The sequence below is a fragment of the Gilliamella sp. wkB195 genome (assembly GCF_001690445.1).
GTDB lineage: Bacteria > Pseudomonadota > Gammaproteobacteria > Enterobacterales > Orbaceae > Gilliamella > Gilliamella apicola_E.
Genome location: NZ_LZGP01000019.1, coordinates 77,361 through 98,775 on the forward strand (window position 1 = coordinate 77,361; position 21,415 = coordinate 98,775).

At 37.1% G+C, this 21,415-nt stretch carries 17 protein-coding genes, 1 tRNA gene and 1 pseudogene; 11 read left to right on the forward strand and 8 right to left on the reverse strand.

What is annotated here, in order from left to right; translation table 11 throughout:
• Positions 1 to 111: 111 nt before the first annotated feature.
• Positions 112 to 546, reverse strand: coding sequence for an FxsA family protein (locus A9G08_RS05625; protein ID WP_065562752.1), 435 nt, complete (start codon positions 544 to 546; stop codon positions 112 to 114).
• A 159-nt stretch (positions 547 to 705) separates the two neighbouring features.
• Between A9G08_RS05625 and A9G08_RS05630 the strand changes: the two genes are divergently transcribed.
• The 5 genes from A9G08_RS05630 to A9G08_RS05650 all read left to right on the forward strand — a co-directional run bounded on the left by A9G08_RS05630 (position 706) and on the right by A9G08_RS05650 (position 5,127).
• Positions 706 to 781 (forward strand) — tRNA-Phe (locus A9G08_RS05630).
• Positions 782 to 1,297: 516 nt separating this feature from the next.
• Positions 1,298 to 2,281: a sulfate ABC transporter substrate-binding protein gene (locus A9G08_RS05635; protein ID WP_255305727.1), complete on the forward strand. Its 984-nt coding sequence runs from the start codon at positions 1,298 to 1,300 to the stop codon at positions 2,279 to 2,281.
• Between the two features lie 80 nt (positions 2,282 to 2,361).
• Positions 2,362 to 3,180: a sulfate ABC transporter permease subunit CysT gene (gene cysT, locus A9G08_RS05640; protein ID WP_176701523.1), complete on the forward strand. Its 819-nt coding sequence runs from the start codon at positions 2,362 to 2,364 to the stop codon at positions 3,178 to 3,180.
• A gap of 9 nt (positions 3,181 to 3,189) precedes the next feature.
• Positions 3,190 to 4,038: a sulfate ABC transporter permease subunit CysW gene (gene cysW / locus A9G08_RS05645; protein WP_065562754.1), complete on the forward strand. Its 849-nt coding sequence runs from the start codon at positions 3,190 to 3,192 to the stop codon at positions 4,036 to 4,038.
• A 9-nt stretch (positions 4,039 to 4,047) separates the two neighbouring features.
• The gene (locus tag A9G08_RS05650) at positions 4,048 to 5,127 is read left to right on the forward strand and encodes a sulfate/molybdate ABC transporter ATP-binding protein (protein WP_065562755.1); all 1,080 of its coding nucleotides are present in this window, start codon (positions 4,048 to 4,050) and stop codon (positions 5,125 to 5,127) included.
• 19 nt (positions 5,128 to 5,146) lie between these two features.
• Here the strand turns inward: A9G08_RS05650 and A9G08_RS05655 are convergent, their stop codons facing one another.
• From A9G08_RS05655 to sat, 5 genes are all read right to left on the reverse strand, one after another.
• The gene (locus A9G08_RS05655) at positions 5,147 to 6,100 is read right to left on the reverse strand and encodes a LysR substrate-binding domain-containing protein (RefSeq protein ID WP_065562756.1); all 954 of its coding nucleotides are present in this window, start codon (positions 6,098 to 6,100) and stop codon (positions 5,147 to 5,149) included.
• A gap of 352 nt (positions 6,101 to 6,452) precedes the next feature.
• Positions 6,453 to 8,213, reverse strand: a complete 1,761-nt coding sequence (gene cysI, locus A9G08_RS05660) for an assimilatory sulfite reductase (NADPH) hemoprotein subunit (RefSeq protein ID WP_081299503.1) — start codon at positions 8,211 to 8,213, stop codon at positions 6,453 to 6,455.
• A 47-nt stretch (positions 8,214 to 8,260) separates the two neighbouring features.
• Complete coding sequence (locus A9G08_RS05665; RefSeq protein ID WP_065562757.1) at positions 8,261 to 10,048, reverse strand: assimilatory sulfite reductase (NADPH) flavoprotein subunit; 1,788 nt, start codon at positions 10,046 to 10,048, stop codon at positions 8,261 to 8,263.
• A 139-nt stretch (positions 10,049 to 10,187) separates the two neighbouring features.
• Positions 10,188 to 10,823, reverse strand: coding sequence for a phosphoadenosine phosphosulfate reductase domain-containing protein (locus A9G08_RS05670; protein ID WP_065562758.1), 636 nt, complete (start codon positions 10,821 to 10,823; stop codon positions 10,188 to 10,190).
• A gap of 45 nt (positions 10,824 to 10,868) precedes the next feature.
• On the reverse strand, positions 10,869 to 12,029 hold the full coding sequence (gene sat / locus A9G08_RS05675) for a sulfate adenylyltransferase (RefSeq protein ID WP_065562759.1): 1,161 nt from the start codon (positions 12,027 to 12,029) through the stop codon (positions 10,869 to 10,871).
• A 340-nt stretch (positions 12,030 to 12,369) separates the two neighbouring features.
• On the opposite strand from sat, the gene A9G08_RS05680 reads away from it, so the two are divergent.
• The 5 genes from A9G08_RS05680 (at position 12,370) to A9G08_RS05700 (ending at position 18,644) form a co-directional block, all read left to right on the forward strand.
• Positions 12,370 to 13,647, forward strand: a complete 1,278-nt coding sequence (locus A9G08_RS05680) for an MFS transporter (protein ID WP_065562760.1) — start codon at positions 12,370 to 12,372, stop codon at positions 13,645 to 13,647.
• A 12-nt stretch (positions 13,648 to 13,659) separates the two neighbouring features.
• Positions 13,660 to 14,526, forward strand: a complete 867-nt coding sequence (pdxY, locus tag A9G08_RS05685; RefSeq protein WP_065562761.1) for a pyridoxal kinase PdxY — start codon at positions 13,660 to 13,662, stop codon at positions 14,524 to 14,526.
• Between the two features lie 127 nt (positions 14,527 to 14,653).
• Positions 14,654 to 16,393, forward strand: coding sequence for a gamma-glutamyltransferase (gene ggt, locus A9G08_RS05690; RefSeq protein ID WP_065562762.1), 1,740 nt, complete (start codon positions 14,654 to 14,656; stop codon positions 16,391 to 16,393).
• 380 nt (positions 16,394 to 16,773) lie between these two features.
• On the forward strand, positions 16,774 to 17,631 hold the full coding sequence (locus A9G08_RS05695; protein ID WP_065562763.1) for an NgoPII family restriction endonuclease: 858 nt from the start codon (positions 16,774 to 16,776) through the stop codon (positions 17,629 to 17,631).
• 17 nt (positions 17,632 to 17,648) lie between these two features.
• Positions 17,649 to 18,644: a DNA cytosine methyltransferase gene (locus A9G08_RS05700; RefSeq protein WP_065562764.1), complete on the forward strand. Its 996-nt coding sequence runs from the start codon at positions 17,649 to 17,651 to the stop codon at positions 18,642 to 18,644.
• Positions 18,645 to 18,818: 174 nt separating this feature from the next.
• On the opposite strand, the gene A9G08_RS11850 is transcribed toward A9G08_RS05700, so the two are convergent.
• Positions 18,819 to 19,007, reverse strand: a complete 189-nt coding sequence (locus A9G08_RS11850) for a JAB domain-containing protein (RefSeq protein WP_081299508.1) — start codon at positions 19,005 to 19,007, stop codon at positions 18,819 to 18,821.
• On the opposite strand from A9G08_RS11850, the pseudogene A9G08_RS05705 reads away from it, so the two are divergent.
• Positions 18,980 to 19,465: pseudogene (locus A9G08_RS05705) on the forward strand (gamma-glutamyltransferase); the annotation flags it as partial. The gene A9G08_RS11850 and the pseudogene A9G08_RS05705 sit on opposite strands and share 28 nt — an antisense overlap.
• A 305-nt stretch (positions 19,466 to 19,770) precedes the next feature.
• Here the strand turns inward: A9G08_RS05705 and A9G08_RS05710 are convergent.
• A complete protein-coding gene (locus A9G08_RS05710; RefSeq protein WP_065562766.1) occupies positions 19,771 to 21,168 on the reverse strand; it encodes an RtcB family protein in 1,398 nt (465 codons plus the stop codon).
• Between the last annotated feature and the right edge of the window lie 247 nt (positions 21,169 to 21,415).

Sequence of the window (21,415 nt, forward strand, 5' to 3'; positions counted from 1 at the left end):
TTAACAATAAATCATAAAATTATGATCTATATAATATAGTGAACATTAAATGGGGGTTGTTTTAAATTCTTCAAGAGAATAACATTAAAAAATTTTTTAATTGATTAATTATTAGTCATCTTTACGCTCAAATTCACCCTCAATTACATCATTAAGTTGCGCATTGTTGCTAGAAGAAAATGATCGAACTTTGAAAGGAAATTTTTTAACAATAAAGCGAACAATATAATCTTGAACGCGTGGAATTAACAAAATCCCGCCAAGCATATCGGTTAAAAAACCAGGAATTAGCAATAAAAAACCCGCAAAGAGCAAGGACACACTCTTAATAATTTCATCTTTAGGGCTTTGATTATTAGCGATTTTTTGTTGCATAATACTTAGGTTATTTAAACCCTGCTTTTTAATTAAAGAAAACCCAATAATCGAAGTGGCAATAATGCCAATTAAAGCAAGAAAAACACCTATTGAATCAGCAACTTTTATAAAGAAGCTAAGTTCCAAATAAGCATAAATAAAAAAAACAATAAATCCAAAGACTCGCATATAAAATTCCTCTAAGTATAGAGTGATATTATGTCATAATAAGTTACTAATATAGTAATAACTAGTTAAATTTCAACCAAACGACATATATTTTTCAAAATATCTTACAAAAGGGATTGACTGATAATCGGGAATCGTGTTTAATACACCTCCATTGTTGCCCGGATAGCTCAGTCGGTAGAGCAGGGGATTGAAAATCCCCGTGTCCGTGGTTCGATTCCGCGTCCGGGCACCAATTACGAAAAAGGAACACCAGCGAAAGCTGGTTTTTTTGTGTCTGAAATTCCGCTAAATAAATATATTCTCTATCTTTTTTAAGCATTTCCGTTGTATTACCAGTGATAGTTATGATGCTAGATAGCTTGCTTTTATAAATCAATTAAAAAAGTATATGAATTAAGAACTGTCTTGAGCTGATTATAAACTCCAAATAATAGATTTTGTTTGTAATATGATAGTTTGAAAGATTGTGTAACGACGATTTACAATCGTTGTATCGTAATACAATAGCACACAAAGAATATCTGCTTGAATTATTTTTTATACCCAAAATCTCGCCACTCTCATCTCTCTTCACTCCTATATATCTATTTTTGTTATAACTAAATGCAAAATAATCGTTTTCGCATCTCACCATAATTTGGTCTAATTATTTCATATTTTTATCATTACTAATCCAATACATTAGTAGCGTAGCGTGAGGTGTCGAGTGAAAGATTTACCTATTTTTCAAAAGTTATATAGGCATGGGATAAGCTTAATATTATTGGCAATTTGCACTTTTATGCATCAAGCGCAAGCAATTGAATTACTCAATGTCTCTTATGATCCCACGCGAGAACTTTATAAAGCATATAATCAGGCTTCTATCGAGTATTGGCAGCAGCAAACCGGTGAACGGTTGACGATAAATAATTCGCATGGTGGGTCTGGTAAACAGGCGCGTTCGGTCATTGATGGTTTGCAGGCCGATGTGGTTACGCTTGCTTTAGCGAGTGATATTGATGCGTTAAATCGTTATCAAACTAACATATCACCTGATTGGCAAGCTAGGTTGCCAAATAATAGTGCGCCTTACCATTCAACTATTGTTTTTTTAGTGCATAAAGGTAATCCAAAACAGATTTATGATTGGGGTGATCTCATTAAAGATGATGTTGAAGTAATAACACCCAATCCCAAAACCTCGGGTGGGGCTCGTTGGAATTTTTTGGCGGCTTGGGCTTATGCTAAAAGTACCTATGGTAACGATGAACAAGCTCAAGACTTTGTCACCAAATTATATCAACATGTTCCGGTTTTAGACACTGGTGCCAGAGGCGCAACCATTAGCTTTGTACAGCGAGGCTTAGGTGATGTTTTAATTTCTTGGGAAAATGAGGCTTATTTGGCGTTAAGAGAGCAAGGTGGCGATCAATTAGAAATTATTATACCCTCATTATCCATTTTAGCTGAGCCGACTGTGGCTTTAGTCGATAAAGTTGTTGATAGCAAAGGTACACGTAAGCAAGCGCAAGCTTATTTGGAATACTTATATAGCGAGCCGGCACAACATATTATTGCCAAGCATTTTTATCGTCCTGTTAATCCTGATGTCCTTAAACAATATGCTGATCAGTTTCCTACTATTAAGTTAGTTACGGTTGATAACGATTTTGGTGGGTGGCAAACAGTGCAAAAAACCTTTTTTAGTGATGGGGCCATCTTTGATGCAATTTATGCTGAGATAAACTAATTACTGCTTATTCTGGCGATGTTAAGTGTGTGCTCACTTAGCTTTGCGGTATAAAGGTGAATGTCATGAAAGTTGCAAGCATTAAACAACAACGGATCATCCCAGGTTTTAACTTAACGTTAGGTTATACTTTAACCTTTCTTAGTTTGATTGTGCTTATTCCGTTATTAGGTTTGTTTCTTTATTCAACAAAGCTGTCTTTTGAGGAGTGGCATCGGTTATTAGTCAGCAAACAGTTTTTATTGGCATTAACGCTTTCATTAAGTACCGCATTTATCAGCGCAGGTTTAAACAGCTTTATTGGTTTATTATTGGCTTGGGTACTGGTGCGTTATCGATTTCCAGGACGTAAGATAATGGATATCTGTATTGATATCCCGTTTGCTTTACCAACAGCCGTTGCTGGCATTGCGTTAACCGCAATTTATGCCAAAAATGGGCCAATTGGGCAATGGTTCAGTTTTAAAATTGCTTATACCCCCATTGGCATTACCTTAGCGCTGTTATTTGTTGCATTGCCGTTTGTTGTGCGTACTTTGCAACCGGTGATGGCTGATTTACCACGTGAACAAGAAGAAGCGGCGAGTTTGCTTGGTGCATCGCCTAGGCAAATTTTTATGCATATTATTTTACCGGCCATTTTACCTGCTTGGCTAACGGGGTTTACCCTCGCTTTTGCTCGTGCTATTGGCGAATATGGTTCAGTGGTCTTTATTGCCGGTAATATTCCATTTAAGACCGAAATATTACCGTTATTAATTGTCTCAAAACTTGACCAATATGCTTATGATGCCGCTGCCGCGATTGGCGTAACGATGTTACTGATTGCTTTTGTATTGTTATTAATTATGAACAGTTTACAGCGAAAACTTAACCGTAAGATTAATAAAAACCATTAATATAAGATTATGCAGATATTACAATCAATAACAGAAAAAAAGAGAGTAACCCGTTTACAGCTATTGCTAATCTTATTGGCGGTAATACTGTTTTTCGGACTTTTGTTGTTGCCGCTAGTTGTGGTGCTTGCGCAAGGGCTAGCTAATGGTGTAAATGCATTTTGGCAAGTGATTGTTGAGCCAGATACCTTATCCGCTTTTAAATTAACACTGATTGCCGTTGGTGTGGCAGTGCCATTAAATGTGATATTTGGTGTATGTGCAGCATGGGTCATAACTAAATATCAGTTCAAAGGCAAACAAATATTAGTCACATTAATTGATTTACCGCTCTCGATTTCCCCCATTGTTGCAGGTTTAATCTATGTATTGCTATTTGGCGCACAAAGTGCGTTGTATCCGTTTTTGCAGGCGTGGAATATTCAAATTGTCTATGCGATTCCAGGAATTATCTTAGCAACGATTTTTGTATCCGTTCCTTTTGTGGCAAGAGAACTCATTCCGATAATGGCGCTACAAGGTACTCATGAAGAAGAGGCCGCCAGCGTCCTTGGTGCAAATGGCTGGCAAATTTTTTTCCACATTACTTTACCCAATATTAAATGGGCCTTAATGCATGGTGTTGTTCTTTGCACCGCTCGCTCACTCGGTGAATTTGGCGCGGTATCGGTTGTTTCTGGGCATATTCGTGGTTACACCAATACATTACCGCTTCATGTTGAGATTTTATACAATGAATACAATATTGTTGCCGCATTTAGTGTCGCTATTTTGCTATTAATGATGTCGCTTGCGTTACTCTTGATTCGTCAATGGATTGAAAGGCGCTTAGCCAATGAATGTCATTACGGGAACTAAGAGGTAGATATGAGTATTACACTACACAATATCAATAAAAGTTTTGAACACGTTAATGTCTTAGAAAATATCAATTTCAGCATAAAACAAGGTGAATTAGTTGCACTATTAGGCCCATCTGGTTGTGGAAAAACAACTTTACTGCGCATTATAGCCGGTTTAGAAACTGCCAGTTCAGGGCAAATCTATTTTGCTGATAGGGAAGTAACTAAGCTGAGCGCCAAGCAACGAGATATTGGTTTTGTCTTTCAAAATTATGCGTTATTTCGGCATATGAATGTAGCTGAAAATGTGGCATTTGGACTAAAAATGAAACCAAGATCTGTACGATTAAATAAAACAGCAATTGATGAACGCGTTAATCAATTACTCGAATTAGTGCAACTTGACCATTTTGCCAAACGTTATCCAGACCAACTGTCAGGTGGTCAGCGTCAGCGAGTTGCGTTAGCGCGTGCGTTGGCTTCGAAACCTAATGTGTTGTTGCTTGATGAACCATTTAGTGCTTTAGATGCTAAAGTCCGTAAAGATTTAAGACGTTGGTTACGTGATTTTCATCATGAACTTAATGTTACCAGCATCTTTGTTACCCATGATCAAGAAGAAGCACTGGAAGTTGCTGATAGAATAATTTTAATGAATCAAGGTCACATAGAGCAAATAGGTACCCCTGCCGAAGTCTATAAGCAACCAAAAACCGCCTTTGTTGCGCATTTTCTAGGGGATGTTAACCTTTTATATGGTTATATTGAAAATAATACATTAATCATTGGTGATTTTCACAAAGATATGAGGGAACAAGGTACCTGGCCTGATCAGTCTACTATCGCTTATGTTCGACCTCACGAAATCAGTATTGCTAAAATTGCCCGAAAAAATGATATCCAAGGAGAAGTTGTACGTATACATACTGCTGGTCCAACCGTCTTTCTGGAAATTGCTGTAGCCGGACAACCAAAGCATATTGATGTATCTATTAGCTATCGACAATATGAACAACAGCAAGTTGAAATTGGTGATACTGTCTACTGGCAACCTGCACTCGTTAATATTTTTATGCAAGATGAACTATTAGAGTTTATGATTTAAGGAGAATGATTCCTATAAATTAAATCTGATAATCAAGTATTTTGGAATGAGTTTGCTCAATTAATGCATGACTTTTGATATCTTCCAGTGACAACTCTTGATTGCATAATTGAATAAAGCGCCAAATATAATTACGTTGTAATTTATGTCGTTTTAATCCTAGCCATGTAACATGTGACTCAAACAGATGTTTCGCATCCAATTCAACTAAATTGATATCATGATCAGGGTTGTACATTTTATTACCTAAAATACCAATCCCTAAACCTAACTCAACATAGGTTTTAATAACATCAGGCTCCTGAACATTGAGCGAGATATTGGGTGTCAATCCGATAGCTGAAAAGGCTTTATCAATACTTTTACGAGGAAATATTCCTTGACGATAAGTAATGATTGGTAATGTTTGTAACATATCTAACGTCACTTTATCGACTTTAGTCAAAGGATGATCTTTAGGAGTAACTATAGAGTAATGCCAACGATAAAAAGGGTAAATAGCAAGTGAACTGTTATCCACTCTTTCATTATCAATACCAATATCTGCTTCGCCAGAAAGAAGCTGAGAGATAATTTCACTAGATGATCCCTGATTGATAATGATATGAACTTTAGGAAAAAGCATTCTAAAAGATTTTATAATATTTGGGAGAATATAACGGGCCTGAGAGTGGGTGGTCGCTATCACTAATGAACCTTCATCAGTATTAGAAAAAATGGTTGATAATCGCTTAATATTATTAATTTCATTTAAAATTCGCTCGGCAATAACCACCAATTCTAAACCGGGTTCAGTCATGTTAATCAAGCGCTTACCTTGACGAATAAAAAGATCAATATTCAGCTCTTCTTCTAGCTCTTTGATATGTCGGCTTACACCAGACTGAGATGTGTATAAAGAATTTGCGACTTCGGTTAAATTATAATTACAACGCGCAGCTTCGTGAATAATCCTTAATTGTTGTATATTCATGACGATCTTCCTAGTAAAAATTACTTTATTCCCGTTATATAGTTGTATTATTTATGTGTAAGTTGCTGTATATAATTAATAACTAAAAAGTGAATTATTTAAAAAATTTCAGACCGCCAGCAAGCATAAGCAATATGATGAAACTGGTTATAAGCATTTTGTCTAATTTATAAATTATGCTTATTCGTAATTTTATTAGTAAAATTATGTACTTTGATAAGTAATTTCAGTATAAAAGAACGTATAAAAAAGACAAATATGATAAAGTAATAACCATATGAATTATGGCTATATATGCCTACAGTCAATAAAAATAGTTTAAAATTATCAATCAACAACTTTTATACTTATCTCAATTCGCCTCTTGATAAAAATCGATCGCTGAATTGAGTACCGGTTTCACAATCTCATGACGAATAACAAAATCACCAAATCCTTCTTCTTTATTGCGATGAATGGACCATGCGGCAATAAGTGGTTCGAGTGCTAATAAAATCTCCTCTACATTCACGTTTTCTTTATATAAGCGAGGAATTCGTGTGCCTTCTCGATTACCGCCGAGATATAAATTGTAGCGACCAGGTGCTTTACCCACCATTCCCACTTCCGCCAACATGGCTCTGGCGCAACCGTTAGGGCAACCGGTTACACGCAAAATAATATAATCATCGGATAAGTGATGCTGAGTTAACATCTGTTCTATTTTAGTTACAAACGTCGGTAAAAACCGTTCTGCTTCAGCCATAGCTAGTGGGCAAGTTGGGAAAGACACACAGGCCATGGAATATTTACGTTGTAATGTGACAGTATCGTCAAGCAAACCATATTGACGTGCAATTTGTTCAATGGCTGCTTTTTGTTCCTCTGGCACGTTAGCTATAATTAAGTTTTGATTGGCGGTTATACGCAGATCACCTTGATGAATTTTGGCAATTTCTGCAACGCCGGTTTTTAATGGTTTATTGGGATAATCAAGTAACCGACCATTTTCAATAAATAGCGTTAAATGCCAGTTATCATCAATACCTTTATACCAACCAAATTGATCACCTCGTCGACTAAAGTTATAAGGTTTACTACTTAGAAATTTACTTCCGGCACGTAGTTCAACCTCTTTTTTGAAGTTTTCCACGCCAACACGTTCAAGCGTATATTTAGTTTTGGCATTTTTTCGATTATTGCGGTTACCCCAATCACGTTGAGTGGTCACAACGGCCTCAGCAAAAGTCAGTACTTTTTCGACAGGAATAAAACCAAAATCATCGGCTTTGCGTGGGTAAGTTGTTTTATCACCATGCGTCATTGCCAAACCACCACCAACTAATACATTAAAACCAATTAGTTCGCCTTTTTCTGCTATTGCCACAAAGCTAAGATCATTAGCATGAACATCCACATCATTAATCGGGGGGATGACAACGGCAGTTTTAAATTTACGCGGTAAATAAGTCGAACTTAAAATTGGCTCACTATCGGGTGTAGAAAGCTTTTCACCATCCAGCCATATTTCAACGTAAGCACGGGTTTTCGGTAAAAGATGTTCTGAGATTTTGCTTGCCCAATGATAAGCTTGTTGATGAACTTTTGATTCCACAGGATTTGAAGTACATAAAACGTTACGATTCACATCACCGGCAGTGGCGATCGAATCTAGCCCTATCTTATGCAACAGCTGATGAGCAGACTTAAGGCTGCGTTTAAACAGTCCGTGAAATTGGAAAGTTTGTCGAGTCGTGAGTCGAATACTGCCATATTTTGTTGCTTCAGTAGCAAATTTATCGATAGTCAGCCACTGTTTTGGGGTGATGATACCACCAGGCAGGCGGCAACGTAACATCATGGAGATCAGTGGCTCGAGTTTTTGTTCTGTGCGTTCTTTACGAATATCGCGATCATCTTGCTGATACATACCATGTAAGCGAATTAGCTGAGAATTATCGCTGTTAAAGCCACCCGTTAAACCGTTATCAAGATCATCAACGATAGTGCCTCGCAAATAATTACTTTCTCGCTTAAATCGTTCAGAATCCGATAAAGGCAGATCAGAGACATCATTTTGTGGCGGTGTTAAATTGACTGTTTGAGTCAGGGTAACTGTTTTAGATTTGCTCATATTACATCACTCGATAAATTAATATTAGTTGTTGTATCTGTTTATCATTAGTAAACATCTCGTTGATAGCGCTTTTGACTTCTTAATTCATCCAAATAACTTATAGCTTGTTCTTGACTATATTGTGCTTGAGTCATCAAAATTTGTTGAAGCGCTAAATCAACCGCTTTTGCCATACGTTTAGCATCTCCACAAACATAGATAAAGGCACCTTCTTGTAGCCATTGCCAAATATCACTGGCTTGAGCAATTAATTTATCTTGTACATAGATTTTCTCAGCTTGATCTCGTGACCAAGCAAGATCGATGCGAGTTAACAGACCTTCTTTAACATAGCTCTGCCATTCCACTTGATAGAGAAAATCGGATATAAAATGTGGATTGCCAAAGAATAACCAATTCTTACCGGTAGCACCTTGACTCGCACGCTGTTGTAAGAACGCCCTAAAGGGGGCAATGCCCGTACCGGCAGCAATCATAATGATTGGTGCATGAGTATCATCAGGTAATCGAAAATTATCATTATGCTCAATAAAAATTTTGACTTGATCTTGATCAGCAATTTGATTTGCTAAGAATCCAGATGCGCCGCCCATACGGATCTTATCGTCGACCTGATAACGTACTACATTTACGGTAAGATGAACTTCTGAGCCAACTTCATCTTGCGCAGAAGCAATGGAATAGAAACGCGGAGTAAGAGGCCGAAGCAATCCAACGAAGACCTGTGCCGCTATCTTGCCGCGATAGCGGTTAAGCATATCAACCAGTGGTAATGTTTGACTCATTTCCAATAAGGCTTCTCGATCGCCAATTAAGGTAAGAAGTTCGGGATGTTGAACGGCTTGAGCGTATTTTTCAATAATGATCGGCGTATTTTGAGTCAATTCAACATATTCAGTCAGAACTGTTTTTAAAGCGATCTGTTGTCCATGATGTTCAACTGGCGTCTCACCTGCAAGTTGGGTGATACTTAGTATCTCCTCCACAAGTTCATTGCTATTTTGATACCAAACACCTACCGCATCACCAGGCTGATAATGAAGATCCGAATCAGACAGGTCAAGCTCAATATGACGAATATCACGATCTGAATCGCGTGAGGTGATTTTTTGATTAACGTTAACGGTTGCAATAAATGGATTATCGCGGTGATAAAGGCTACTGTTAACGGCTATACTGGTTGAATTTTCTGTTGGCGATTGTGTGTTTGATAGTTGTAATTGACTAAGTTTATCAATCACTGCCTGTCGCCAAGAGGTACTTACGGTTTGAAAATCTGTATCAGCATCTACGCGTACTAGCAGGCGCTGAGCCTCTAATTCAGCGAATCGTTGATCAAAGTCTTTAGCGGCTTGACAAAATTTTGGATAAGAAGCGTCACCTAAGCCAAAAACCGCAAACTGTAAATGAGTTAATTTAGGCGCTTTAGCTGCAAACAGATATTTATAGAGTGACAACGCCTCTTCCGGTGGCTCTCCCTCACCTTGGGTTGAGGTCACCAATATTAAAATCTCTTCCTGACTGAGTTTTTTAGCTTTATATTCTCCTGCCGGCAGATGAGTCACCGCAATACCCAAACGTTCAATATCCTGACTTAACTCGTTAGCTACTCGGCGGGCATTACCGGTTTGTGATGCCGATATGATTGTGACTTTTTGCTCCGCTTGAGTCATATTGGAGGGGGGAGTGGTACTCGGTAAAACTTGTTCGACGGAACTTTTTTCCGCCCGTCCCCATAAATAACCCGATAACCAAGCTAGCTGCTTATCGTTGTAATTTTCAATAATTTTTTTTAATTCATCACAATTAAAAGGAAATTGTTGTGTACTCATACGATGACCTTATCTGATAGCGTTTAGCTATCGTTAAATTGCTATTGGCTCGTAACCTTAACGTGCTATGGTAAATCCAACCAACTTAGATTCACTTACCTTTTGCCAGTAAAGTCTAATGTTGTTTATTTATAAAAAATCAAAAAGTTATTTTATGTAGACCGCACTCTCTACCTTGTGGTCCTTTAGTTGGATCGACGTAGTCCATTTCGTTAGGTAAATTATGTTTTTCGATATAATTCTGCATATCTTGACTCGTCCAATCGAGTATTGGGGCGATCTTAAATAAATTGTCCCCTGCTTTTGTTACAATATTGAGTTCTTGCCTTAGCGCAGATTGTTCACGGCGTAGTGCAGTAAACCACAATGTGGGTTTAAGCGTGGACAAAGCACGGTTAAACGGTTCAATTTTAACAATTTGTGTAAACTCGGTGTGTTCCGGAGTATCAAGTTCAGGTAGCCCACCATATCGCACATTTAAATAAGCGGTCGTCCTTTGTGGAACAAAAATATGTAAATTAAGATTAAGTTGCTTAGTAATTTCATTGGCTACACGATAGGTTGCATTGGTTGCATAACCGTTATCGACCCAAACAACCTTAATATTCGGATCGATTTGGGTAACAAGGTGCAAAAGTACTGCCTCATAAGGGCCAAAATGGGTACTGATAATACTTTTAACGGGAATATCTTGTTGTTTTTTCAGTGCCCATTCAATAATGGTTAACGGTGACTGATTTTGCAATTTTTGGTTAACTTTAGTTAAATCTAGCATGGCTTTTCCCTTTATTGATTTATGGATGATTAACTATTTAGCTGATTACTGATTTACCCATTGATATAACTCAGCAACGACTTCTGGCCGACTAAATGTTTCTGGTATCGGCTCTTTGGCTTGTAAACGCCGTCTGACCTCCGTGCCAGAAATAAGAACGCGATCAGCACTATCGTGTGGACAGGTTTTCGTTGATGCCATACCGTCACATTTGTGGCAATAAAATGTCCAGTCAATCTTAATTGGCTTAATGAGTAAATCGTTGTCTTGCAAATGGCTAAAGATCTCTTGCGCAGCAAACGGTGAGTAAAAATCCCCAACCCCAGCATGATCGCGGCCGACGATAAGATGACTACAACCATAATTTTGTCTAAAAAGAGCATGTAGTAACGCCTCTTTCGGCCCAGCATAGCGCATATCTAAAGGGTAACCGGAATGAATAACGGAATCTGGCACAAAGTAATTGTGAATTAAACTATTAATTGCTTTAAGACGAATGTTGGCCGGTACATCGCCGGGTTTTAAGTTACCAAATAATGAATGGATAAGCACACCATCAAAAAGTTCTAACACGGTTTTAACTAAATATTCGTGTGAACGATGCATTGGATTACGAGTTTGAAAGGCCGCTATTTTTTTCCAACCTAATTGATTAAAGCGTTCCCGTGTCTGTTGTGGCGTTAAAGCATATTGACCAAACTGTGCTTTAAAGCCATTATCGTGCAAAACTCGGACTTTACCACCTAAATTAACCGGTGGTTGAGCCATCAGCATTGCAACACCAGGATGACTTGGATCTGTCGTTGTAAACACCTGATTAGCTTCATATTGTTTATCTGGGCGATAAATACTATCCACATTCAAAATACCGATTATCTGCCCATCTGATGTTTTTAAAGCGATTTCATCACCTAATTTTAGGGTTTCAGCTTGAGCATCGGTCACCGATACGGTTATGGGAATTGGCCAAAAAACCCCGTTCGCTAAATGCATATTATCGCAAACGCTACGCCAGTCCTCTTCTCGCATAAAGCCATACAGAGGTGTAAAACCCCCGATGCCTAACATGACTAAATCTCCAGTTTCACGACTGGATAAGGTAATTGCTGGTAAATTTTTTGCATATTGTTGCAGGGCTAGCCGTTCATCGTCATTAACCTGTAAAGGTTGTAAACTGTCACTAGCATGAGGCGCGATCAATCCCATAATGATTCCTTACCGATATTTTTATTAAATCTAATTAAAAGCGATTATCGATAAATAAGGAAATATCAATTTTATATACCATTATGCGATTTGTGCATATTCAAAGTTGATGGAAGATGTTATCACTACAATAAGATAAAAGTTATCGGAAGCCCAAAGCTAAAGTGTTATAATTAATTCGCATACATCAAGTTGAACGTATTTAATAAAATAGAAATATTATTAAATTTCTATATATAATTTTTAATCTCTTTTCAGATAACGAATTGTGATGTTGATAGCTTTGTGCTAGTTTTATTATTCATTATTGGTCATACATTCCTCTACCCAAGGTTTACTTATGTCAAATTCATCTGCAAAAAAAGTGGCGTTTGCTGCTTTTATTGGTACTACTATTGAATGGTATGATTTTTATATCTATGCGTTAGCATCGGTATTGATTTTTGGTCAGCTATTTTTTCCGTCTGATAACGAGTTTGTACAAATTTTAGGGGCATTTGCTACCTTTGCAGTAGGTTTTTTATCCCGTCCTTTAGGTGCGATGTTATTTGGGCATATTGGTGACCGTTTAGGGCGTAAAAAATCACTTATTATCACTTTGCTTTTAATGGGGACGACGACCACTTTTGTTGGGTTATTACCGTCTTATCAACAAGCAGGTATTTTGGCACCAACGTTATTGGTTGCATTGCGAATTTTACAAGGTGTTGCCGTTGGTGGTGAGTGGGGTGGTGCCGTGTTGATGACGAATGAACATGCGCCGAAAGGGTTGAAAAACTTCTTTTCATCCTTTGCTCAGTGGGGAAGCCCAGCAGGCAATATTTTAGCATTACTGGTTTTTTCTTATATTATTCGTTTACCTGTTAATGAACTGATTGATAGTGGTTATTGGCGTATTCCTTTTTTAGCCAGTGCTATTTTGTTAATTATTGGCATTATTGCTAGAGTGACGTTAACCGAATCGCCGGTTTTTGTTGAAGCATCTAAAAAACAAGCAGACTTAAAGCAAGAGTCAGCACCGATTATCGAAGTATTTAAAAAAGCATTGCCATTATTAATATTAGCGATTGGTGCTAATGTGCTGTCATTTAGCGGTATCTTTTCCAATACCTTAATGATTGGTTATACTACTTTGGTACTTGGTGTCGAAAAATCAGTAATAGTTGATGCACTGTTTTGGATCGCTATTGTCCATTTTGTTGCTCAACCGTTTATCTCTTATTGGTCAGAAAAATTCTCGGCAACACGCTTTTTGATTTGTACAGCAATGTTGGCAATGGCATCGGTATTCTTGTTATTCCCGATTATAAATACAGGCACAAAAGCCAGTTTTATTATTGGGATTTCGTTAAATGTGATTTGTTACAGCGGCTTTTATGGTGTAATAGCTGGGTATTTGAGTCGCATTTTCCCTGCCAGAATGCGCTATACTGGGTTATCAATGAGTTATCAAGGGTGTGCGGCTATTTTTGGTAGCTTAATTCCGATGATAGGTGGTTATGTTATTTATACCTTCAAAAGTTTTTGGTTACCATTAGCCTTGTTTTATTGCGGTTTAGCACTGATATCCATTATCTGCATCTACTTGTTAAGCAAATATCGTTATTATGATGAATAATAAGGTCAATATATGAAAACCGTTTTATCAATTCAGTCCAATGTTGTTTATGGTTATGCCGGTAATAAAGTGGCGACGCTAGCGATGCAATTGCAAGGTGTCGAAGTGATGCCAATACACACCGTTCAGTTATCGAGTAATACGGTTTATCCACATTATGACGGCATTGTGCTGGGCGCTCAGCAAATCACTCGAATCGTCAATAGTTTGGAAAAAATTGGCGTATTGTCATCTATTGACGCCATTATTTCGGGCTATATTGGACTTGCCGAACAAGGTGAAGAGATCCTTGAGGCCGTAAAAAAGATAAAATTTTATAATCCTAATGCGATTTATGTTTGCGATCCGGTGATGGGGGGCGACATCAATAAAGGCAGTTCCTTGCCACAAAATATTATTGATTTCTTCACTAAGCAAGCAATCAAATACGCTGACTATATCACGCCAAATTTATTGGAGTTACAGATATTATCGAATCTGGAAATCAAAACCTTTAACGATGTGCTTAACGCGATAAAAACACTGCAAAATAAGCCGATTCAAGCCATATTGGTTAAAAATCTGCTGCATGCCGGTAAAACGACTGAATTATTTGAAATGATTTTAGCCACACCATCGCAAAGCTATCATCTGACTCGACCATTATATGATTTTCCACACCGTCCATTGGGCGTGGGCGATTTAATTTGTAGTCTGTTTACTGCCCATTTAGTCAATGGACAATCCCAATTAACCGCCTTTGAACTGGCCGCCAATGCCGCCAATCACGTGCTCGATATCACCAAACAACAAAATGCCCGAGAGCTGGCGATTATTGATGCTCAGCAGTGGATTAAACAGCCGGATTTGAAGTATCGCGGAACACCGCTTGCATTATAAGGCAATTCAGATTGGTATTATCATCATTGGTCATAATCATTTTTGCTGCAAAATTTAATTAGTTTATTATTGGCATAGAAAATGCATTCCTCAAAATGTTACAGTTAACAATTGAGGAACTTCTAAAATGAGGAAAAGATACCCAATATTATTAAGTTTATTGCTTATTAATCCTTTATCTGGTGCTGCTGATATACCGCTATCAGAGACAGGAAAGTACTGTGATACCCCTTCCCGTTGTCTTAACCCGATAACGACCAATGTTATGGTAACGTCCCCCAATTATTTAGCGACTCAAGCTGGAATTGATGTATTACACAAAGGAGGCAATGCGGTTGATGCAGCGATTGCCGTAGCCTCAACGCTTGCTGTTGTTTATCCTCAAATGAATACCATTGGTGGCGATAACTTTTGGTTAATTTACAACGCTAAAACCAAAGAACTAAAAGGGCTAAATGCCAGCGGTCGTTCTGGTAGTTTGGCCACGATAGACTATTATAAAAATCAAGGTTTCCATAAAATTCCGTCGCGAGGTTATCTGGCAGCCAATACCGTTCCAGGGGTGGTTTCCGGTTGGGATGAAGCGTACCAATATGCCTCTAAAAATATGAATAATGCACTACCATGGCACACGCTATTTGCATCAGCAATTGATTATGCCGAACATGGATTTTCGGTTTCACCTAGCCTAAATTATTGGTCTACGGTTAATATTGATCCAAAAGACAAAGAGTTTCGGGAGTTACAGCGTTTTTCGGAATTTAAAAAAGTATTCTTAAAAAACGATGGGCAAGCTTACCAAATCGGCGAAATCCTTAAACAACCCGATTTAGCTAACACATTAAAAACCATTGCGAATAAAGGCGCTAATGAATTTTATCAGGGTGATATTGCTAAAAATATTGTCAACGATCTGCAAAGCCATGGTGGCGTGTTAACTTTAGACGATTTTGCTAAGCACCGTGCTACATGGGTAGCCCCGATCCATGTTAATTATCGACAATATACCGCCTATAATTTACCCCCCAATACACAAGGTATGGCATCGTTAGAGATTCTAAATATACTCAATAATTTTGATATAAAATCCTTGGGTGAAGGCAGTGCGGATTATTACCATTTAATAATTGAAGCAACAAAACAAGCATTTGCTGATCGAGATAAATACCTTACTGATCCCGATTTTAATCAGATCCCGCTTAATCTCTTATTATCTACCCAACATGGTCAACAACAAGCAAAACAGATTGATATGCAAAAGGGCTGTGTAGAAACAAAGCCATTAGATCCTAAAGGCGATACCGTTTGGTTTGGTGTTGTTGATGCAGAAGGAAATGCGGTATCTATTATTCAAAGTATTTACCATGATTTTGGTTCCGGCATTGTTGCTAAAGATACAGGAATTTTATTGCAAAATCGTGGTAGTTTTTTCTCATTAGATCCTAACCATATTAATCGTTTAGAGCCAAATAAACGCACCTTTCATACGTTAAATCCAGCCATGCTTTTAAAAGATAATAAACCTTATCTGGTTTATGGCACCATGGGCGGAGAAGGACAACCACAAACGCAAGCGGCAATTGTGACACGAATTGTTGATTTTGATATGAGACCACAAGATGCCATTAATGCACCAAGATGGTTATATGGCCGCACATGGGGTGCATCTTCCAATAATCTTAAAGTTGAAGGGCGCATACCTAACGATGTAATTCATTCCCTCAAATTACGTGGGCATGATGTGCAAGTTATTGATGATTACACCGATACCATGGGACATGCCGGTGCCATTCTTGTCGATGCAAATCATCATCTACTAATGGGCGCAACCGACCCGAGAGGAGATGGTTTAGCGGCTGGGTATTGATACTATTTGGGTAATGAATTGATAGCGGTTAAATAAAGTTGCTCAATGCAGAAAAATCCCTTTTGAACTATATATAATCTTGTTAAGGTTTCCACCGTTAAATGTTGGAAACCTTAAACCGGATAACGGTATAGACTCCTCAATATTTTTTACAAATTTTAATAAACAATAACTATTGGCTTGGTATTGTTTGCTATAAACAAGTTGTTGTGAGTTTTTTGCTTTATTTATTAATCTCTTTGTCTGATTTATACTTAATCAGTTTTATAATGCTAATAAATTAATCTTACAAATATTAGGAATCTGTAATAAGAAGTTTTATTATTAATTGTCGAGCATGATTCTAGTACAATATTATCATTTAATATGAGAGTTTTTGAATGGAAACCAATTTAATAAAAGCTATTTTATACTTAGTAAAATCGCCAGTATCTCAAATACTGCAAATGAATAGTGGAAGAAATAGAATAAATAATCAAGGTAAAGGACTTGAAGAATTTATTATTGATCTCTTTTGTGGAACTGTTGGTGAAATAGATGAACAACTACGTATTAGAAGGCGAAATGAATTGTTTAGTTATCTAGGGAATCAAAATAATCCGCCTGACGCCATGATATATGCTGGTGATGCGATCGAAATTAAAAAAATTGAAACTACAAATGCTGCTATTGCTTTGAATTCGTCTTATCCAAAAGCGAAATTATTTTCAAATAGTCCAATGCTTGTCAAATCTTGTGTTTCTTGTGAGGATTGGATTGAAAAAGATATGATTTATGCAATAGGTCAGATAAATAATCAGAATTTACTTCATTCCTTATGCTTTGTTTATGGCGTAGATTATGCGGCCAGTTTAGATATTTACGAAAGAATTAAATTAAAAATTAAACAAGGAATTCTAACCATAGAGGGCGTTGAATTTTCTGAAACAAAAGAATTAGGTAGAGTAAATAAAGTCGACCCTTTAGGAATTACAAATTTAAGAATTCGTGGTATGTGGCATATTGATAACCCTATTAAGGTATTTAATTATATTTATGAATCTCAAAAAAGTGCTTCTTTCAACATGATGGCACTAATTAATATTGAAAAATATTTAACATTTAGTGATGAAGATCGCAATGAATTAGAAAAAAATGAAAAAGAATTAGAAAATCTAGTGATAAAAGACGTAAAGATTAAATGTCCAGATAATCCAGCAAAACTTAAAGATGCTAAACTAATCACCTTTTTCTTATAGCCAAAAGAGTCGTATATATGAATATTATTTCTTTATTTTCGGGAGCCGGCGGACTTGATTTAGGTTTCAAAAATGCAGGTTTTCAAATAGTTGTTGCTAACGAATATGATAAATCTATTTGGGAAACTTATGAAAAAAATCACTCTACACCATTAATTAAAGGTGACATTCGAAATATAAACTCAGATATTTTTTTAAAAAATACAAATAAAATTGATGGAATCATTGGCGGTCCACCATGTCAAAGTTGGTCTGAAGCTGGTGCACTAAGGGGAATTAGAGACGAAAGAGGAAAATTATTTTTTGAATTTATTCGACTTTTAGAGGATTTACAACCTAAATTTTTTGTTGCTGAAAATGTTTCTGGGATGATGTCAAAAAGACATTTAGAAGCCGTTCAAAATATAATTTATTTATTTGATCAAGCAGGATTAGGTTATGATGTTTCTATTCAAACATTAAATGCCAGTGATTACGGTGTTCCACAAGACCGAAAACGTGTATTTTATGTTGGTTTTAGGAAAGATCTTGAAGTTAAATTTGAATTTCCAACACCTTTAAAAACAAAAGTATCATTGAAAGATTCTATTTTTGATTTACAAAATTCTGCTGTTCCCGCATTAGAAAAAAATAAATCTCATGGGGATAAATTATCTATACTAAATCATGAATATTTTACGGGTGATTTTTCAACAATCTTTATGTCTCGTAACAGAGTAAGGACATGGGATCAGCAGAGTTTTACTATTCAAGCTGGAGCTCGGCATGCGCCTATCCATCCTCAAGCCCCGATTATGATTAATGTCGGTAAAGATAAATTTCAATTTGTTGAAGGTAAGGAAAAATTATATCGACGATTGTCAGTTAGGGAGTGTGCAAGAATTCAAACTTTTCCTGATGATTTTAAATTTTATTATAACTCACTTGCCGATGCGTATAAAATGATTGGAAATGCTGTACCAGTAAAGTTAGCAGAAGCTGTAGCTAATCAAATTAAAGTATTTTTACGGTAAATAAAAATTTTTCTTAAATTCTGTGTTCTTTTAGTAACAATTCGAAATAACACAGAAAATAAGAATCTTTATCAAAAATTAATTTATTTATGTAATCCTCTCCACTGCCTTCACCGTTATCCCCAAATCTTAGCAAATTCATCAACCGAAACTCCTTTTCCAACAATGCATTAATCAATATTTTCTTTTCAGACTTTGCTCTAACTTGCCCATAAGATTAGTACTGCGAAAGCTAATATAGGGTTTAGGAGTGATGATTAGGTGGTCGATTAGGTCGATGTTTAAAATACGACCGACTGGAATTAGGCGATCAGTAATATCTTTATCCGCTTCGGATAGTGGAGGATGATACTGGGATTTTATTGCAAAATCGTGGTAGTTTTTTCTCGTTAGATCCTAACCATATTAATCGTTTAGAGCCAAATAAACGCACCTTTCATACGTTAAATCCAGCCATGCTTTTAAAAGATAATAAACCTTATCTGGTTTATGGCACCATGGGCGGAGAAGGACAACCACAAACGCAAGCGGCAATTGTGACACGAATTGTTGATTTTGATATGACACCTCAAGATGCCATTAATGCACCAAGGTGGTTACATGGCCGCACATGGGGTGCATCTTCCAATAATCTTAAAGTGGAAGGGCGCATACCTAACGATGTAATTCATTCCCTCAAATTACGTGGGCATGATGTGCAAATTGTTGATGATTACACCGATACCATGGGTCATGCTGGTGCCATTCTTATCGATACCAATCATCATCTACTAATGGGCGCAACCGACCCGAGAGGAGATGGTTTAGCGGCTGGGTATTGATACTATTTGGGTATAGCTATTAAATAAAGTTGCTCAACACAGAAAAATCCCTTTTAAACTATAACATTATCTAATTTTGGTAAGGTTTCCACCGTTGAATGTTGGAAGCCTTAAACTAGATAACGGTATAGACTCCTCAATAATTTTTACAGAATTTAATTTTAATAAGCAACAACTATTAGCTTGATATTATTTGCTATAAACAAGTTGTTGTGAGTATTTTTGCTGATTTAGCCGACGCTTGTGCAAACAAAGTATTTTTTAAAACCGCATCAAGCCAAATCAATGCGGTTGTTGTATAAAAATTACACCTTAAACGTAATCCACGGTTTAAGTTTAACCACTGTTTGAATCAAACCGGCGTTTTGTTGTGCTTCAATCACTGGTGTGATCGGTTTGTAGGCTGTGGGCGCCTCTTCACGTAGCCGTTCTTCTTTTAAGGTAATACATTGCCATGGCAAATTAACCTTATCATATTCGACTTTTTTGCTACGCATAGCTTGTCGTCTTTCTGCTCGACCTGCACCGTGTGAGCAAGACCATAACCAATCTGCATTACCTTTACCTACTGCCACATAAGAGTGATCACCCATCGAACCTGGGATTAAAGCTATCTGACCAGCATAAGCCGGCGTCGCTCCTTTACGATGAATATTCATCTCTTGTTCAGGCAAAATGATATTGTGCGAAATGTCGACCACAAGTTGACTATTATCTTGATGAAAAATAGTTGCAAGTGATTTACGTATCAATTCGGTAATCACAATTCGATTAATCCAAGCATAACGCGCAGCAACCCCCATAGCTTGTAAATAGGCTTGTGCGTGACTATCTGTTAAACCAAACAATCCTGATTTTGGTTGCTTTTCATTATTCGGCCATAAAGCTTTTGCTCTATCTTGCCAACGCTGACCAATGTAAAAACCGACATCACGCGATCCAGTGTGAATCATGACGACAACACTATTTTTTTCAAGACCTAATTGATAAGCTAAATGTCGATCGATAATATCATCAACAATTTGTAACTCGACAAAATGGTTGCCAGATCCGACTGTACCTAAACTCGCAGGGCGAATAATATCGCGCTTTTCAAAAAAGGCTTCAGGCGCATACTGACTATCTGCCTTAATTAAGTGATTACCCGATATTTTATTAAGCTCTGCGTGTAATCGTTCATAATTAACTGAATTCCACAAACCTTGCTGCGGTAACGCCGATAACCATGCTGCAAGGCCTTGATCGAATAATGCTTGAAAAGAGTGTGGAGTAACAGGTACATCGCGTTCATCTTGCAATAACACACGTTTTAACTGTGCAATAATTGTCGATTTTTGTTCACACACCTGATCAAAGCTTAAACCCGTGGTAAAAAGCCGCATACCGCAATTAATATCGGTACCAATTGCTGCCGGAATAACTAAATCCTGTGTAGTTGCAACAATACTACCAACAGGCGCAACCGCACCCGGATGAAAATCAGGTGTAGCACGAGCCATGCAAACTTTCCCTACACTATTAGGAACGCTCACAGATGCAAAGTTCAGTAGCTGTTCTACCGCTTTTTGCTCTAATGGCAATGGACTCGGTAACAAAATCTGAGCAGAAGTATTTTCTTTATTTAAAGTATAAATATCATTATTAAAATGACTTTCAATCCCAAGACGGGACAAACGTTTTTGTAAACGGGAAAATGTAGACATAATAGCCACCTAGAAAACAATAAAAAAGCGTCTCCTCAAATTGAGAAGATAATTACTGTTTTCCTGCAGCAGCACTATTCAGGAAAGCGGGTGAATTTTATACCAAGTTTATGGGGGTTGTAAAGTAACTCGGTATAATTTTTAAAGCAGAAAAGGAGAATTTTCGGAAATTTAAAAAAATAAGTTATATTTTTAAATTTTATCTTTGAAATTGCATTTCCATATTTAACGTAATTAAAAAATGGTT

Excerpts from the sequence above, each read along its gene's own strand:
- A9G08_RS05650 (WP_065562755.1), top strand. The coding sequence starts at position 4,048 with ATGAGTATTACACTACACAATATCAATAAAAGTTTTGAACACGTTAAT.
- cysI (WP_081299503.1), bottom strand. The coding sequence starts at position 8,213 with ATGAGCAAATCTAAAACAGTTACCCTGACTCAAACAGTCAATTTAACA.
- A9G08_RS05700 (WP_065562764.1), top strand. The coding sequence starts at position 17,649 with ATGAATATTATTTCTTTATTTTCGGGAGCCGGCGGACTTGATTTAGGT.
- A9G08_RS05670 (WP_065562758.1), bottom strand. The coding sequence starts at position 10,823 with ATGCTAGATTTAACTAAAGTTAACCAAAAATTGCAAAATCAGTCACCG.
- A9G08_RS05710 (WP_065562766.1), bottom strand. The coding sequence starts at position 21,168 with ATGTCTACATTTTCCCGTTTACAAAAACGTTTGTCCCGTCTTGGGATT.
- A9G08_RS05655 (WP_065562756.1), bottom strand. The coding sequence starts at position 6,100 with ATGAATATACAACAATTAAGGATTATTCACGAAGCTGCGCGTTGTAAT.
- A9G08_RS05680 (WP_065562760.1), top strand. The coding sequence starts at position 12,370 with ATGTCAAATTCATCTGCAAAAAAAGTGGCGTTTGCTGCTTTTATTGGT.
- A9G08_RS05695 (WP_065562763.1), top strand. The coding sequence starts at position 16,774 with ATGGAAACCAATTTAATAAAAGCTATTTTATACTTAGTAAAATCGCCA.
- sat (WP_065562759.1), bottom strand. The coding sequence starts at position 12,029 with ATGGGATTGATCGCGCCTCATGCTAGTGACAGTTTACAACCTTTACAG.
- cysW (WP_065562754.1), top strand. The coding sequence starts at position 3,190 with ATGCAGATATTACAATCAATAACAGAAAAAAAGAGAGTAACCCGTTTA.
- A9G08_RS05665 (WP_065562757.1), bottom strand. The coding sequence starts at position 10,048 with ATGAGTACACAACAATTTCCTTTTAATTGTGATGAATTAAAAAAAATT.
- ggt (WP_065562762.1), top strand. The coding sequence starts at position 14,654 with ATGAGGAAAAGATACCCAATATTATTAAGTTTATTGCTTATTAATCCT.
- A9G08_RS05625 (WP_065562752.1), bottom strand. The coding sequence starts at position 546 with ATGCGAGTCTTTGGATTTATTGTTTTTTTTATTTATGCTTATTTGGAA.
- pdxY (WP_065562761.1), top strand. The coding sequence starts at position 13,660 with ATGAAAACCGTTTTATCAATTCAGTCCAATGTTGTTTATGGTTATGCC.